Here is a 14,685-nt window from a genome sequence, read left to right on the forward strand (position 1 = left end):
GACCGGGACGGCGAAGGCCGCCGGTCGCTGAACGCCACGGTCGAACGGACCGCGGCGCGACGTGAGGGGGATCAGCTGCGGGTGGCGAAGCAGCTGAAGCCGCTGCGCTTCAGGGCGGAGCAGGCATCCTGCGCCGCGTCCTGCTCCTGGAAGCCGGAGAAGCGTGCGCGGTAGAGGGTGGCGCCGCTGTGCTCGACCTTCACCGTGTAGGGCGCGGCCTTCGAGAGGCTGCCGCCGCCCTTCGCCTTGGCGTCGGCCAGCATCGCCTTGGCCTTGCCCTCGTCGTCCATGGCGCCGAGCTGGATCACCCAGGCCGTCGGCACGATCTTCGGGCCGGCGATGGGCTTCGGCGCCTCGGCGCGCGCGATCGGGCCGTCGGCCGACGCGATGCGCTGATCGGATTTGCGTGCGCTGCCCGGGAACGCGGCCTGTCCCGTCGCGGGTGCGGCGTAGGCCTGCGCCGCCTTCGGCAGGGGCTGCGCGCCGGCCTTGAAGGCGCCGGCGCTGCCGGGGGTCGCGGTCGAGCGCCGCGGCGCGATGTCGAGGGGCTGGCCGGCATCGGTCGAGTTCGTGGTCTCGACCTCGTCGTCCTCGGCCGAAGCCAGCTGCGTCCGGGTCCGCGAGACCGCGTCGGCGACGACCGCCGGCCGGGCGCGCTCGGCGACCTCGACGGTCGGCGGCGCCTGGCGGGCGCCGGCATAGGCACGCGGCAGGCTGGCGCGGACGAGGTCGGCCATGATCCGGTCGCGGCTGGCGCCCGACTTGCCGCCGAGCACGATCGCGACGATCTGGCGGTCGTCGGACTTGGCCGCCGTCATCAGATTGAAGCCGGAATCGCGGGTGTAGCCGGTCTTGATGCCGTCGACGCCCTCGACGTTGCCGAGCAGGTGGTTGTGGTTGCCGATCGTCCGGCCGCGGAAGGCGAAGGACCGGGTCTGGAAGTAGCGGTAGTAGCGCGGGAAGCGGTCCTGGATCGCGCGCGCCAGAACGGTGAGGTCGCGGGCCGTCGTCACCTGCTCGGAATCGGGAAGGCCCGAGGCGTTGGCGTAGTGCGTGCGGCTCATGCCGAGCGCGTGCGCCTTGGCGGTCATCAGCTCGGCGAACCGCTCCTCGGAGCCGGCGATGTTCTCGCCGATGGCGCAGGCCACGTCGTTGGCCGACTTGGTGACGATCGCCTTGATCGCGTCCTCGACGGCGATGGTCTGCCCGGGCCGCAGGCCGAGCTTCGACGGCGCCTGGGCTGCGGCATGGGCCGAGATCGTCAGCTCGGAATCGAGGGCGAAGCGCCCCTTCTCCATCTGCTCGAACAGCATGTAGAGGGTCATCACCTTGGTGATCGAGGCCGGGTGCCGGATCGCGTCCTCGTTCACCGCGTGCAGCGTGCGGCCGGACTTCACGTCGACCACCATCGCGGCGTAGGGCGGATTGTAGCCGCCGCCGGGGCGGACGTGGCGCCCGTGGCGGCGCGCCTCGGCGGGAGACGCCAGCGCGGTCAGGACCGCGGCGGCGGCGAGCGCGGCCGAGATCGTGGGCACGGTCCGGGAGCGACGGGAAACGCTACGCATCACGACTCATTGCCCTCGACAGACCGGCCACGGCCGGTTTGCATCGCACCATTCAGCTCGGACATGCCCTGCGGCGTGGCCCGATCACGTCTGTCAAACACGCTACGGCGATGCAGTTACGGCGCGGTTAATGGAGCCGACGACATTCGAGGCATGACTTTCGCGGCGCAGCACGGATTGACGGCGGATGCTGCAGTGCACAAATGTGGCGGGCTGTAGTCGTTCGGGCCGGACGACGGCGGTACCCCGATTATTCGCGGGCGCGCGGTCGAGGCCGTGGCGCCGCAGGAGATCCTTCATGACCCCATCCTACGCCCCGGCCGCCGACGCGGTCCGCAACGGCCTCGACGGCGCGAAAGCCGGCGCCGCGGCGCTGAGCCAGAGCGTCGGCGCCGCCGCCCGCACCAGCCAGACCATCGGCATCGAGTGGATGGACTTCCTCAAGCAGGTCAGCGCCGAGGTCGCCGCGACCACGGAAAAGGTCGTGAAGGCCGGCAGCCCGGCCAAGGCGATCGAGATCCAGAGCGCGTTCGTGAAGACCTCCGGCGAGCTCTGGATGGCGCGCGCGGCGACCTTCCGCGACCTCTACGCCACGCTGGCCCAGGACATGGCGAAGCCGTTCACGACGCTGGCCGGCCGGTCCGCCACGGCGGCAGCGGCGCGGACCGCCGCCTGATCCGCTTGCGGGTGCGGCGGCCCGCTCCCGGACAGTTGCGCGCAGACGACTGGCGAAACCGAATCCCGCCGCCTAGATTGGCTCAGACGCGGCCGGGCCCGTCGCAGCGACGCGACAAGCCCCGGCCGGCACGAAGGAGCCGGTTCCATCACGATGACAGACGTCCCGATGCGGGGCACCGCTCATCCCCACGACTCGACAGGCCGGCCTTCGCTCGAGGCGGTGCGATTCACGACGACCGCCTCGGACCCCGGGGACCCGGGCGGCGACGATCGCTCGAATACGGCGATCATCACCCGTACCAAGCCGAAGACCAAGCGGCCGAGCCTGTATCGGGTGCTTTTGCTCAACGACGACTACACGCCACAGGATTTCGTCGTGCTGGTGGTCGAGCGTTTCTTCAACAAGACCCACGAAGACGCCTACCAGATCATGATGCACGTGCATCATAACGGCGTCGGAGAATGCGGGGTGTTCACCTACGAGGTCGCGGAGACCAAGGTGACGCAGGTCATGGACTTTGCGCGCAAACACCAACATCCTCTGCAGTGCGTTATGGAAAAAAAGTAGGCTCACGCAGCACAAAGGCTCGAGCATTGCCCAGCTTCTCACGCAGCCTTGAACAAGCTCTCCACCGCGCCCTGGCGCTGGCCGGCGAGCGCCGGCACGAATACGCCACGCTGGAGCATCTGCTCCTGGCGTTGGTCGACGACCAGGACGCCGCCGCCGTCATGCGGGCCTGCAACGTCGAGATCGACACGCTGAAGCGCAGCCTCGTCGAGTACGTCGACACCGAGCTTTCCAACCTCACCGGCGACGGACGCCAGGACGCCAAGCCCACGGCCGGCTTCCAGCGCGTGATCCAGCGCGCGGTGATCCACGTGCAGTCCTCGGGCCGCGAGGAGGTCACCGGCGCCAACGTGCTGGTGGCGATCTTCGCCGAGCGCGAGAGCCACGCCGCCTACTTCCTGCAGGAGCAGGACATGACCCGTTACGACGCGGTCAACTACATCAGCCACGGCATCGCCAAGCGCCCCGGCGCCTCCGAGGCGAAGCCGGTGCGCGGGGCAGACGACGAGGGCTCGAACGAGCGCCCGAGCGACGACGGCGAGAACCGCACGAAGAAGAAGGGCGACGCCCTCGACGCCTACTGCGTCAACCTCAACAAGAAGGCTCGCGACGGCAAGGTCGACCCGCTGATCGGCCGCGAGAGCGAGGTCCAGCGCACGATCCAGGTGCTGTGCCGCCGGCAGAAGAACAACCCGCTGCTGGTCGGCGATCCCGGCGTCGGCAAGACCGCGATAGCGGAAGGGCTCGCCCGCAAGATCGTGCAGAAGGAGGTGCCGGAGGTCCTGGCCGACGCCACCGTGTTCTCCCTCGACATGGGAACGCTGCTCGCCGGCACGCGCTACCGCGGCGACTTCGAGGAGCGCCTGAAGCAGGTGATGAAGGAGATCGAGGCGCACCCGAACGCGGTGCTCTTCATCGACGAGATCCACACCGTGATCGGCGCCGGCGCCACCTCCGGCGGCGCGATGGACGCCTCGAACCTGCTCAAGCCCGCGCTCGCCGCCGGGACCCTGCGCTGCATCGGCTCGACCACCTACAAGGAGTACCGCCAGTACTTCGAGAAGGACCGCGCCCTGGTGCGTCGCTTCCAGAAGATCGACGTCGCCGAGCCGTCGATCCCGGACGCGATCGAGATCGTGAAGGGCCTGCGGCCCTATTACGAGGAGTTCCACAAGCTCAAGTTCACCACCGAGGCCGTGAAGGCCGCGGTCGAGCTGTCCGCACGCTACATCAACGACCGCAAGCTGCCCGACAAGGCGATCGACGTGATCGACGAGACCGGCGCGTCGCAGATGCTGGTGCCGGAGGCGCGCCGCAAGCGCGTGATCGGCATCAAGGAGATCGAGGCGACGATCGCCACGATGGCGCGCATCCCCCCGAAGACCGTGTCGAAGGACGACGCGGTGGTGCTCCAGCACCTCACCGAGAACCTGAAGCGCGTCGTCTACGGCCAGCCCAACGCCATCGATGCGCTGACCTCGGCGATCAAGCTGGCGCGCGCCGGCCTGCGCGACCCGGACAAGCCGATCGGCTCCTACCTGTTCGCGGGACCGACCGGCGTCGGCAAGACCGAGGCCGCCAAGCAGCTGGCGTCGTCGCTCGGCGTCGAGATGCTGCGGTTCGACATGTCGGAATACATGGAGCGCCACACGGTCTCACGCCTGATCGGCGCACCGCCCGGCTATGTCGGCTTCGACCAGGGCGGCCTGCTCACCGACGGGATCGACCAGCACCCGCACTGCGTGCTGCTGCTCGACGAGATCGAGAAGGCGCACCCGGACCTGTTCAACATCCTGTTGCAGGTGATGGACCACGGCAAGCTCACCGACCACAACGGCAAGCAGGTCGATTTCCGCAACGTGATCATCATCATGACCACGAACGCGGGCGCGTCCGACCTCGCGAAGTCGGCCTACGGCTTCACCCAGGCCAAGCGCACGGGCGATGACGTCGAGGCGATCAACAAGCTGTTCGCGCCGGAATTCCGCAACCGGCTCGATGCCATCATCTCGTTCGGCCACCTGCCGAAGGAGGTCGTGGCCAAGGTCGTCGACAAGTTCGTGCTCCAGCTCGAGGCGCAGCTCGCCGATCGCAACGTCACGATCGAGCTGTCGGACGAGGCGCGCGCGTGGCTGGTCGAGCACGGCTACGACGATGCGATGGGCGCCCGCCCGATGGCGCGGCTGATCCAGTCGAGCATCAAGACGCAGCTCGCCGACGAGGTGCTGTTCGGCAAGCTGAAGAGCGGCGGCGCGGTCCGCGTCATCGTGCGCAAGCCCGAGGATGCGGAGGCGAAGGCCGGCGGCAAGGAGACGCTGGGCTTCGAGTTCCCAGCCGGCCCCGTGGTGCCGAAGCCCGAGGCGGACGTGACCAACGCGGTCAAGAAGCACAAGCGCGCCAAGCCCCGGGCCGCGGCCCGCAAGAAGACGCCCAAGGACGACAAGGGCGGCAATTCGGGTGGCGGCGGCGTCCGCACGGTGCCGAAAGTCCCCCTCGTCCGGGCTTGACGCCGGAGCGACGTGAGCCCGATCGACCTGGCCCCGGAGCGCGCCTCGCGCTCCGGGGCCTTGCGCATGACGGCGAATGCGGCTTTCAGGTTCGCGGACGATTGCACCATGGACGCGGCGGCCGACCGCCGCCGCGAAGGATCGAGCGGGCGTGACGATGAGCGAACTGCATGAGGGCCCCCTCCTGCCCGTCGATCAGCCCACGGCGGCGCCCGCCCGACCGAAGCCCGTCACCCGACGCGAGGAGCGCCGCCGCCGCCGGACCCGCCGCCGCCGCGGCGAGGAGATCCTGGCCTGGGTGCTGGTGCCGCTGATCTGCCTCGGGATCTACTGGGGCATCAATGCCGGCTTCGAGTTCATGGGAACCTCGCCGGGCCAGGTCTGGGACCAGCTGATGCAGGTCAAGGCGATGATGGAGAAGCGCGCCTGATCGCGCCGCTCCGGTCGCCGCACGCACTCGCGCGAACGGAGCCGTCATGTCCCTCACCCGTCGCGCCGCGCTGATCGGCGCCCTCCTCGCGGCTCCGGCCGTGAGGGCGGCCGGTCGCGACGGTCCGGTGATCGTCGTCGGCGCCGGCGCGGCCGGGCTCGCGGCCGCCGACATCCTGCGGCAGGCCGGGCGTCCCTTCACCGTGATCGAGGCGCGCGACCGCATCGGCGGTCGCGCCCATACCGAGTTCGGGCTCGGGCCGGACTGTCCCTTCGATGCCGGTGCCGAGTACGTTCACTGGGCCGAGCGCAATCCCTGGCGCGCCGTCGCCGAACGCGAGAACGTGCGGATCGCCGGGCAGGAAGGCTGGGCGCGGATCCTGTTCGTCGACGGGCGCCCGGCGACCGTGACCGAGCGCAACCGACGCCGCGCCGCCTTCTCCGGCCTCGACGCCGCCCTGAAGCCGGTGGACGGCCCCGACCGGTCGCTTGCCGAAGCCGCGGCCGCGGCCGGGCCGGACATGGCGCAGGCGGCGGCGGGCCTTGCCCGGCTGTCGCTCGGCGAGGAGCCCGAGCGCGTCTCGGTGCTCGACTACGACCGGCTGTGGTCCGGCACCGACCTGTGGCTCGACGGCTACGGCAGCCTGGTCCGGCGCCGCTTCGCGACGATGCCGGTCTCCCTCGGCACGGCCGCGACCGCCATCGATTGGACCGGCGAGGGCGTGCGGGTGACGACCCCCGGCGGCACGCTCGACGCCGCGGCGGTGATCCTCACCGTTCCGGTCGGCGTGCTGGCCGCGGGCACGATCCGCTTCACGCCGGACCTGCCGGCCCCGACGCGGGATGCGCTCGGCGGCCTCGGCATGGGCGCCTACAGCAAGGTCGGCCTCCGGCTCGATCCCGCCCGGATCGACCTGAAGGCGGTGGGGGACGCAGTGTCCGTGGCGCACCGCGGCGACCAGGACCGGACGATCTACTTCGAGGTCTCGCCGTTCGACCGACCGCTCGCGGTGGCCAACATCGGCGGCGACGGATCCCGTGCCCTGTGCGAGCTCGGCGAAGCGGCGGCCGTCGCCGAGGTCACGGACCGGCTGGTGGCGATCCTCGGCACGCAGGCGCGCGGCGCCGTGACGGCAGGCAAGCTTGCCGGCTGGTGGACCGATCCGCATGCGCGCGGCAGCTACGCGATCGCCCATCCCGGCCATGCCGACGCCCGGACCGCCCTGCAGGCGGCGATCGGCGACCGCATCTTCCTCGCCGGCGAAGCCTATGCCGGCGGCGGCGCCATGACGGTCGGCGGCGCGACCCTCGACGGCGAACGCGCCGCGCGGGCCGTCCTGCGGATGCTGGGCTGAGGGGGATCGGACGCGGATCTCGCGTGCGGATCGGGGTGCAGGCCCTTTCCCATGCGGGAGAGGGGGTCGTGACGTGCGACGCTCTCGCGAGAACCGTCGAGCCGCCCCCTATCCCAAGCGCAGGGCATGCACCGAGAACAACCTCTCGGGGTCGGTCCACACCGTGACCGGCGACCACCCGGCCTCCGCCGCCAAGGCGCGAAAACCGTCGAGCGTGTACTTGTAGCTGTTCTCGGTGTGGATCGTCTCGCCCTCGGCGAAGGCGAAGGCGTGTCCGGCCACCGTCACCGTCTGGTCGGCGCGGCTCACGAGATGCATCTCGATCCGCGAGGCCGCGCGGTTGAACACCGCCCGGTGCGCGAACGCGGCGGCGGCGAAGGTGCCGGACAGGTCGCGATCGATCCGGGTCAGCAGATTGAGGTTGAACGCAGCGGTCACGCCGGCCGCGTCGTCGTAGGCCGCCTCGAGCACCGCGGCGTCCTTGACGAGGTCGACGCCGACAACGAGCGTCGCGCCCTCCCCTAGCACGTCGCCGAACTGGCGCAGCAGGCGGGCGGCCTCCGCGGGCTCGAAGTTGCCGATGGTCGAGCCCGGGAAGAACCCGGCGCGCGGGGCGTCGCCGAGGTCGTGCGGAAGGGCGAAGGGCTGGGTGAAGTCGGCGGCGATCGGCGCGATGCGCAGGGCGGGATGATCACCCTGGAGCGCGGCCGCCTCGCTGCGCAGGAACGTCTCCGACACGTCGACCGGGACGTAGGCCGCGAGGTCCGGCATGTGCCGGAGCAGGCGACGGACCTTCACGGTCGAGCCGCTGCCGAACTCCACCAGCGCGGCGCCGCACGGCAGGGCGGCGGCGATCTCGGCGCCTCGCATGTCGAGGATGCCGAGCTCGGTCCGGGTCGGGTAGTATTCCGGCAGCCGCGTGATCTGCTCGAACAGGTCGGACCCGACGGCGTCGTAGAAGTACTTCGCCGGCAGGGTCTTCTGCGGCTTCGCGAACCCGGCCAGCACGTCTTCGAGGAACGCCCGGTCGTCGGGCAAGTGGGCGAGCGGCGTCGCGTCTGCGAAGACGGGCTTGATGGTCACGCGCGGTACTCCGGGATGCGACGTCAGGCGCGGGACTGCGCCAGGCGCAGGCCCGTGAATTGCCAGCGCTGATGCGGATAGAAGAAGTTGCGGTACGGCAGCCGCGCATGACCCTCCGGCGTCGCCACCGACGAGCCGCGCAGCACGAACTGGTTCGACATGAACTTGCCGTTGTACTCGCCGAGTGCGCCCGGCAGCGGGCGGTATCCCGGGTAGGCGGTGTAGGCGCTGCGGGTCCATTGCCAGACGAGGCCGAACGCGTCGTCGAGTCTGCCGTCGCGGGCGGCGACCTCCCATTCGAACTCGGTCGGCAGGTCGCGCCCGGCCCAGCGGGCGTAGGCATCCGCCTCGTAGTAGCTGACGTGGGTGACGGGCTGCGCCGGATCGATCGGGCGCCGGCCGCCGAGCGTCATGCAGGTCCAGCCCGGCTCGCCCGGCTGCCAGTAGCCCGGCGCCTCCCAGCCCTCGGCCTGCGCCGCGAGCCAGCCGTCGGACAACCACAGGTCGGGGCGGGTATAGCCGCCATCCTCCATGAAGCGCAGCCAGTCGCCGGTCGTGACGAGCGCCCGGTCGATCGACACGGGCAGGACCAGGCTGTCGTGCCGGGGATGCTCGTTGTCGAACGAGAACCCGTCGCCGGCATGGCCGACCTGATGGATGACGTGGGCCAGGTCGATCGTGCCAGAACGATTGGCCGCCTTCGGAAAACGCCATTCGGCGTCGTAGACTGGATGCAGCGGGTTCTGCGCGAAGGCGTGCAGGATGTCGGTGATCAGCAGTTCCTGGTGCTGCTGCTCGTGGAACAGCCCGATCTCGAGGATCGGCAGGATCGCCTCGAGCGCGCCCGCCGCGGCCTGCGCCAGCAACGTCTCGACCGCGCGGTCGATGTGCGCGCGGTAGCCGGCGATCTCCTCGGTGGTCGGCCGGGTGATCAGCCCGCGCATCACCCGCGGCTGACGTGGGCCGGCGGCGACATAGTACGAGTTGAAGAGGTAGTGCAGGCGCTCGTCATGGATGCGGTAGCCCGGCAGGTGCTCGCGCAGCAGGAACTGCTCGAAGAACCATGTCGTGTGCGCGCGATGCCACTTGGTCGGGCTGGCATCGGCCATCGATTGGACCTGCTGATCCTCCGGCGACAGCGGCGCGGCACGGCGCTCGGTCTCGGCACGGACGAAGCGGAAGGCGGCGATCCAGGCGTCCCGGTCCACCGGCCGGGCGGAGACGGGCGGCGGCGGGAAGGCCTGAGCGGGCGCGTCCGTCTCGCGAAGTGTCGCCGTCGCAGCCATGCTGGTCCTCCCGTCGTCCGTTGATCCGCCGGTCGCGGTTGATGGAGATATGGCCGAAGGCGCAGCCGACAACGGCAGCGCGACGATTCAGTTCGCAATAGGCTCACCGACGCCGGCCGACGCGCCGCAAGTCTGTGTAGAGCGGGGCCGCTCGACGCGGTTGATCGATCCCCGAGCCTTTTTGCAGCCGCAGTGAGATGGCCTTAACCCTCTCGTCTAAGACTGCGGGGCTCTGATGCTGGGGTACGCGTTCTGATGCGGATCGATCTGATGGCCGGAGCGAGCCTGTCGGCGGCGGCTTTGCGCGCGGCGCCCGAGCCCACCATCCTGGTGTTCGACTCGGGCCTCGGCGGCCTGACGGTGCTGGAGCAGGTGCGCCGAGCCCGGCCCGACGCGCGCTACGTCTACGCTGCGGACGACGCGGCCTTCCCCTACGGCCGGCTCTCGGAATCGGTCCTGGTCCAGCGCGTGCTCGACGTGATGGCGCGCCTGATCGCGACGCACCGGCCCGACCTCGTCGTCATCGCCTGCAACACCGCCTCGACGCTGGTGTTGCCGGCCCTGCGCCAGCGCTTCCCGACGCCGTTCGTCGGCGTGGTGCCGCCGATCAAGCCGGCGGCCGAGACCAGCCGCTCACGCCTCGTCACCCTGCTGGCGACCCCGGGCACCGTCGCGCGCTCCTACACGCGCGACCTGATCATGACCTATGCCGAGGCCTGCTCGGTGACCTCGGTCGGCTCGGCGAACCTCGCCAACTACGCCGAGGCGGAACTCGCCGGCACGCCGGTGGACGACGCGGCGATCGCCGCCGAGATCGCACCGTGCTTCGTCACGGCCGAGGACGGCCGGCGCACCGATGTCGTCTGCCTCGCCTGCACCCATTACCCGCTGCTGCGCACCCGCTTCGAGCGGCTCGCGCCCTGGCCCGTCACCTGGATCGATCCGGCGCCCGCCATCGCGCGCCGGGTGACGCAGCTCCTCGGCAGCACCCCGCGCGATGCGCGCTCGGACGAGGGCCCGGTGCTCGGCGCCTTCACCGGCGGCGCGACGCTCACGGATGCGCTGCGCGCCTCGCTCGACCGGCGCGGCATCCCGTCGATCGGCGTCGACCCGATGCCGCTGACGCTGCAGTAGCGCCGCGCCGTCCGGCCGGCGAGACCGGCGGGGCGCGCGACCGCAAGAAATCCGTCGATCAGTGCTGGGCCGCCACGGCGCCGGGCCGCGGTCGCTCGGCGAGCGGTCGCCGGCGCAGCCCCGCCGCCTTGCAGGCCGCGAAGGCGAAGGCGGCGCCGAGCCCGAGCAGCGCGAGATCGAACCCGTAGAACGCCGCGTCGCCGGCCCGCAGGCTCGCGAGCAGGTGGCGCCCGGTGGCGAGCCCGCCGACGACCGGCACGGCGGCGAGCAGCGCGGCCGCGGTCGCGAGCATCGCGGTCCATCCGGTTCGCGGCGGCAGGGCCAGCGGCACCAGCGTGGCCAGGATCCAGGCGCCGAAGAAGACCGTCACCTCGGCCTCCTTGCGCTCCGCCATCCCGAGCGGGAGCAGGCGGTTGGCCAGGAAGTAGCCGGCGATGGCGATCGGCAGCCCGGCGATGGTGCCGACGTTGAGCGTCTGCACCAGCCGCATCCCGAGATGCGCCCGCGTCGCGGTGCCGGGCTTGGGCACCCGCGCCACCGTCCAGAGGATCAGCCCGGTCGCCACCATGGCCGCGCCCATCGCGCCGCTGAGGAAGAACAGCACGCGCAGGGCCGGCCCGGCGAAATGCGCCTCGTGCAGGCCGACCATCGCGGTGAAGGTGCCGGCGGCGGGCTTCATCGCGCCCAAGGTCTCGATCACCGCGCCGCTGGTGCCGTCGAACGCCACCTGCGGATGGCGGTGCCTCAGGCCATGCGGCTCCTCGAACACCGCCACGACCGTCGCGTTGGCGTCGCCCGGGTTCTGCACGGTGATCCGCTCCAGCGGCTCGGCGTTCATCGCGAGCGCGCGCTCGACCATCGGGCCGAACGGGGCGAGCGGCGCGGGGCGTCCGGCGGGCGGGCGGGCGGCGGTGATCTGGCCGGATTCGGCGAAGAAGGCCTGCGCGTCGCCGCGATAGGCGGTGGTGACGCCCCAGGGCATGTACATCAGCGCCAGCGTCACGATCCCCGTATAGGTGATCATCAGGTGGAACGGCAGCGCCAGCACCCCGGTCACGTTGTGCGCGTCGAGCCAGCCGCGCTGCGCCGACTTGGCGTGACGGCGGAAGGTGAACAGGTCGACGAAGATCCGCCGGTGGGTGACGATTCCGGAGACCAGCGCGACGAGCATGATCATCGCGCAGATTCCGACGATCCAGCGGCCCCAGAGCGGCGCCATGCTGAGCTCGAAGTGGAAGCGGTAGAGGAAGTCGCCGCCGCGGGTGTCGCGGACGGCGACCGCGGCGCCGGTCGCGGGATCGAGCATCGCCTGGCCCGGCGGGGTGCCGGGCTTGCGGCGCCAGAACAGGTCGAGGGTCGGCCGGTCCGGGCTCGGCAGGGTGATGAACCAGCTGCGCGCGCCCTTCGCCTGCGCCTCGAGATGGGCGCGGGCGAGGTCGGCGGCGTGCCCGAGGGCGGCCGGGCTCAGCGGAGCCCCGGCCCTCAGTTCCGGCCGCATCCATTGCGAGATCTCCGAGCGGTAGTAGCTCGCCGTGCCGGTGACGAAGACGGAGAACAGCACCCAGCCGACGACGAGGCCGGACCAGGCGTGCAGCCACGCCATCGATTGCCGGAAGCCGTTGCGCATGGTTTCGCGTCCTACCAGCGGTAGCGGAGCGTGGCGTAGACCGTGCGCGGCAGCCCGTAATAGCAGCTGGTGTAGCCGTTGCAGCCGCTGACGTAGGTGTCGTCGAGCAGGTTGTTGGCGTTCAGCTGCATCGAGAAGCCGGCCAATGTCGGGTCGAAGTTCTTCAGGTCGTAGGAGACCACGGCGTCGACCAGCACGCTTTCCGGCACCTTGAAGGTGTTGGCCGCGTCGCCCCAGGACGGGCCGAGATAGCGGACGCCGCCGCCGACCTCGAGGCCGAGCATCGGCCCGTCGAGGAAGCGGTAGGTCGCCAGAAGCGAGGCGGTCGAATCCGGCACCAGCACCGGGCGGCGCCCCTGCAGCGGCACCGTCTGGCCGGGCGCGAGGTCGTTGGCGGTCCGGCCGTCGTCGCGGACGTTGCGGATGTCGAGGAGCGAGAAGCCGCCGATCAGGGTCACGCCTTCGGTGAGGTTCGCCCGCGCCTCGAACTCGACGCCCTGCACGCCGACCTCGCCGGTCTGCAGCACGAAGCCGGTGGGGCGGCCGAGCGTGGTGTCGGCCGTCGTCCGGTTCGACTGGCGGATGTCGAAGAATGCGGCGGTGAGGAGGATGTCGGTGCCCGGCGGCTGGTACTTGATGCCGGCCTCGTACTGGTCGCTGAGTTGCGGGTCGGGCACGCGCCCGACGGTGCCGAAGGCGGTGTCGAACACCCGGCCGGCGACGATCGGCTCGAAGGCCTGGCTGTAGGACACGTACGGCGCGACGCCGGACTGGAACAGGTAGAGCAGGCTCGCCCGGCCCGTGAAGGCGTCGGAGGCCGCGTCCTGCAGCGTCAGCGTGCTTCCCGTCGCGGTGAACGACCGGGTCGGGCCGGTCTGGCGGGCGACGTCGTAGCGGCCGCCCAAAGTCAGGATCAGGCCGTCGACCTTCATCTGGTCCTGGAAGTAGACGCCGGTCTGCTGCGCGTCGACGCGCGAGGTCGTGTTGATGGCCGGGAACGGGATGTTCATTTCGTAGTTCGGCGCGAGCGCGTTTAGGTCCGGCGCGTTCGGGAACGGCGTCCCGCTGGCGCGCGTGCTGAAGGTGCGGTGGTCGACGCCGAGGAGCGCCGTGTGGGCGATGGGGCCGGTGTCGAAGTTGGCCACGACGTTCGAATCCATCGTGTAGGCTTCGGCCGCGACGATGTTGCCGATGACGGCGCGCGGCAGCAGCGGGCCGGTGGCGAACGGGCCGTTGCGGGGGCTGAACGCGCTGTAGACGCTGCGGTAATCGCCCTGCGTCCGCAGGTAGCGCCCGGCCGAGTGGAAGCGCAGGTTCTCGTTGAAGCGGTGGTCGAAGAGGTACTCGATCGACGCTTGGGTCCGGTCCGAGCGCTCGATGTTGCGGTCGCCGTCGTAGAAGTTCACCGGCAGTCGCCCGATCACGCCGCTGCCGAAGTTGCGCGGAAACACGGTGCCCACCGCCGGGAAGCCGCCGTAGAAGCCGGAGAACGGATCGCGCTGGTAGTTGCCGATGATCGTCAGCTGGGTGTCGGTGGAGGGCCGCCAGGTGACGCTCGGGTTGATCAGGGCGCGCTCGACCCGCGTCGTGTCCACCGGGCCGTCCCCGTTCCAGCCCGCGCCGACGAGGCGGTAGGCGAACTGGTCGGCGAGCCAGGGCACCTCGGACTGGATCGGGCCGCCGACGTCGATGCCGCCGCGCACCTCGTTGAAGCCGCCGCCCTGGACGAAGACCTCGCCGTGGCGGACGAATTGCGGGACCTTCGAGACGAGGTTGACGATGCCGCCCGGCCCCGACTGCCCGTAGAGCACCGAGGCGGGCCCCTTGATCACGTCGACCCGCTCGAGGCGGTAAGGATCGATCGTCGCGTTGGCGTCGCGGCTGGCGATCAGCGCCATGCCGTCGAGGAAGACCGGCGCGTTGAAGCCGCGGATCAGGAACTGCTCGAGCCGGGTCGAGCCGGCGCCGCCGCGCTGCTCGGTGGTGACGCCGGGCGTGTAACGCAGGGCCTGGTTGATGGTGAGCGCGTTCTGATCCTCGATCTGCTTGCGCCCGATCACCGAGATCGACTGCGCCGTCTCGACGATCGGCGTGTCGGTCTTGGTGGCGACGGTGCTGCGGCTGGCGACGTAGCCGGGCACGGCACCGGACGCGCCGCCGGGACCGTAGAGCGATCCGCCGAGGCTGCGGGCGGCGCCCTCGCCGGTGACGCTCAGCTCGCCGAGCTCGATGTCGGTCGTCTGCGCGGGCTGGGCCGAGGCGGAGGACGCGACCGAAATCGCGCATGTCGTCGACAGAACAGCGACGATCAGAGCGCTGCGGCACCGACGTGCGGACGCGGACCGCACGTCGGACGGACAGTAATGAATCATCTTGCCGACCCTAGACGCGACACGAAACAGCAGAGACCCGCCGCGTGGACTTGCGCATCACGGCGGCGTGATCGGGTTATC

The 14,685-nt window shown here is 70.7% G+C and carries 12 protein-coding genes; 6 read left to right on the top strand and 6 right to left on the bottom strand.

The features are described 5' to 3' along the window. Positions 1–71: 71 nt before the first annotated feature. Together MKK55_RS02185 and MKK55_RS02190 are read right to left on the bottom strand one after the other, a co-directional pair. On the bottom strand, positions 72–1,565 hold the full coding sequence (locus MKK55_RS02185) for an SPOR domain-containing protein (RefSeq protein WP_243933042.1): 1,494 nt from the start codon (positions 1,563–1,565) through the stop codon (positions 72–74). A 102-nt stretch (positions 1,566–1,667) separates the two neighbouring features. Beyond that, on the bottom strand, positions 1,668–1,865 hold the full coding sequence (locus MKK55_RS02190) for a hypothetical protein (protein WP_243933043.1): 198 nt from the start codon (positions 1,863–1,865) through the stop codon (positions 1,668–1,670). On the opposite strand from MKK55_RS02190, the gene MKK55_RS02195 reads away from it, so the two are divergent. The 5 genes from MKK55_RS02195 to MKK55_RS02215 all read left to right on the top strand — a co-directional run bounded on the left by MKK55_RS02195 (position 1,864) and on the right by MKK55_RS02215 (position 7,102). Beyond that, entirely contained in the window at positions 1,864–2,241 is a 378-nt protein-coding gene (locus MKK55_RS02195; protein ID WP_243933044.1) for a phasin family protein, read from the top strand. The two genes, MKK55_RS02190 and MKK55_RS02195, sit on opposite strands and share 2 nt — an antisense overlap. Before the next feature lie 153 nt (positions 2,242–2,394). Beyond that, the gene (gene clpS, locus MKK55_RS02200; RefSeq protein ID WP_243933045.1) at positions 2,395–2,811 is read left to right on the top strand and encodes an ATP-dependent Clp protease adapter ClpS; all 417 of its coding nucleotides are present in this window, start codon (positions 2,395–2,397) and stop codon (positions 2,809–2,811) included. Positions 2,812–2,837: 26 nt separating this feature from the next. Beyond that, positions 2,838–5,318, top strand: coding sequence for an ATP-dependent Clp protease ATP-binding subunit ClpA (gene clpA, locus MKK55_RS02205; RefSeq protein ID WP_243933046.1), 2,481 nt, complete (start codon positions 2,838–2,840; stop codon positions 5,316–5,318). Positions 5,319–5,475: 157 nt separating this feature from the next. Then, positions 5,476–5,748, top strand: a complete 273-nt coding sequence (locus tag MKK55_RS02210; protein WP_147727263.1) for a hypothetical protein — start codon at positions 5,476–5,478, stop codon at positions 5,746–5,748. 46 nt (positions 5,749–5,794) lie between these two features. After that, on the top strand, positions 5,795–7,102 hold the full coding sequence (locus MKK55_RS02215; RefSeq protein WP_243933047.1) for a flavin monoamine oxidase family protein: 1,308 nt from the start codon (positions 5,795–5,797) through the stop codon (positions 7,100–7,102). Between the two features lie 108 nt (positions 7,103–7,210). Here the strand turns inward: MKK55_RS02215 and egtD are convergent, their stop codons facing one another. Together egtD and egtB are read right to left on the bottom strand one after the other, a co-directional pair. Beyond that, positions 7,211–8,185, bottom strand: coding sequence for an L-histidine N(alpha)-methyltransferase (gene egtD, locus MKK55_RS02220; protein ID WP_243933049.1), 975 nt, complete (start codon positions 8,183–8,185; stop codon positions 7,211–7,213). Between the two features lie 23 nt (positions 8,186–8,208). Then, complete coding sequence (gene egtB, locus MKK55_RS02225) at positions 8,209–9,471, bottom strand: ergothioneine biosynthesis protein EgtB (protein WP_243933051.1); 1,263 nt, start codon at positions 9,469–9,471, stop codon at positions 8,209–8,211. Positions 9,472–9,726: 255 nt separating this feature from the next. Between egtB and murI the strand changes: the two genes are divergently transcribed. Beyond that, on the top strand, positions 9,727–10,605 hold the full coding sequence (murI, locus tag MKK55_RS02230; protein ID WP_243933053.1) for a glutamate racemase: 879 nt from the start codon (positions 9,727–9,729) through the stop codon (positions 10,603–10,605). Between the two features lie 58 nt (positions 10,606–10,663). Here murI and MKK55_RS02235 read toward each other — a convergent pair whose 3' ends face one another. Together MKK55_RS02235 and MKK55_RS02240 are read right to left on the bottom strand one after the other, a co-directional pair. Beyond that, a complete protein-coding gene (locus MKK55_RS02235; RefSeq protein WP_243933055.1) occupies positions 10,664–12,232 on the bottom strand; it encodes a PepSY-associated TM helix domain-containing protein in 1,569 nt (522 codons plus the stop codon). Positions 12,233–12,243: 11 nt separating this feature from the next. Further along, complete coding sequence (locus tag MKK55_RS02240) at positions 12,244–14,604, bottom strand: TonB-dependent siderophore receptor (RefSeq protein WP_243933056.1); 2,361 nt, start codon at positions 14,602–14,604, stop codon at positions 12,244–12,246. Between the last annotated feature and the right edge of the window lie 81 nt (positions 14,605–14,685).

This window comes from Methylobacterium sp. J-059, assembly GCF_022829485.1.
In the GTDB taxonomy this organism is placed as follows: domain Bacteria; phylum Pseudomonadota; class Alphaproteobacteria; order Rhizobiales; family Beijerinckiaceae; genus Methylobacterium.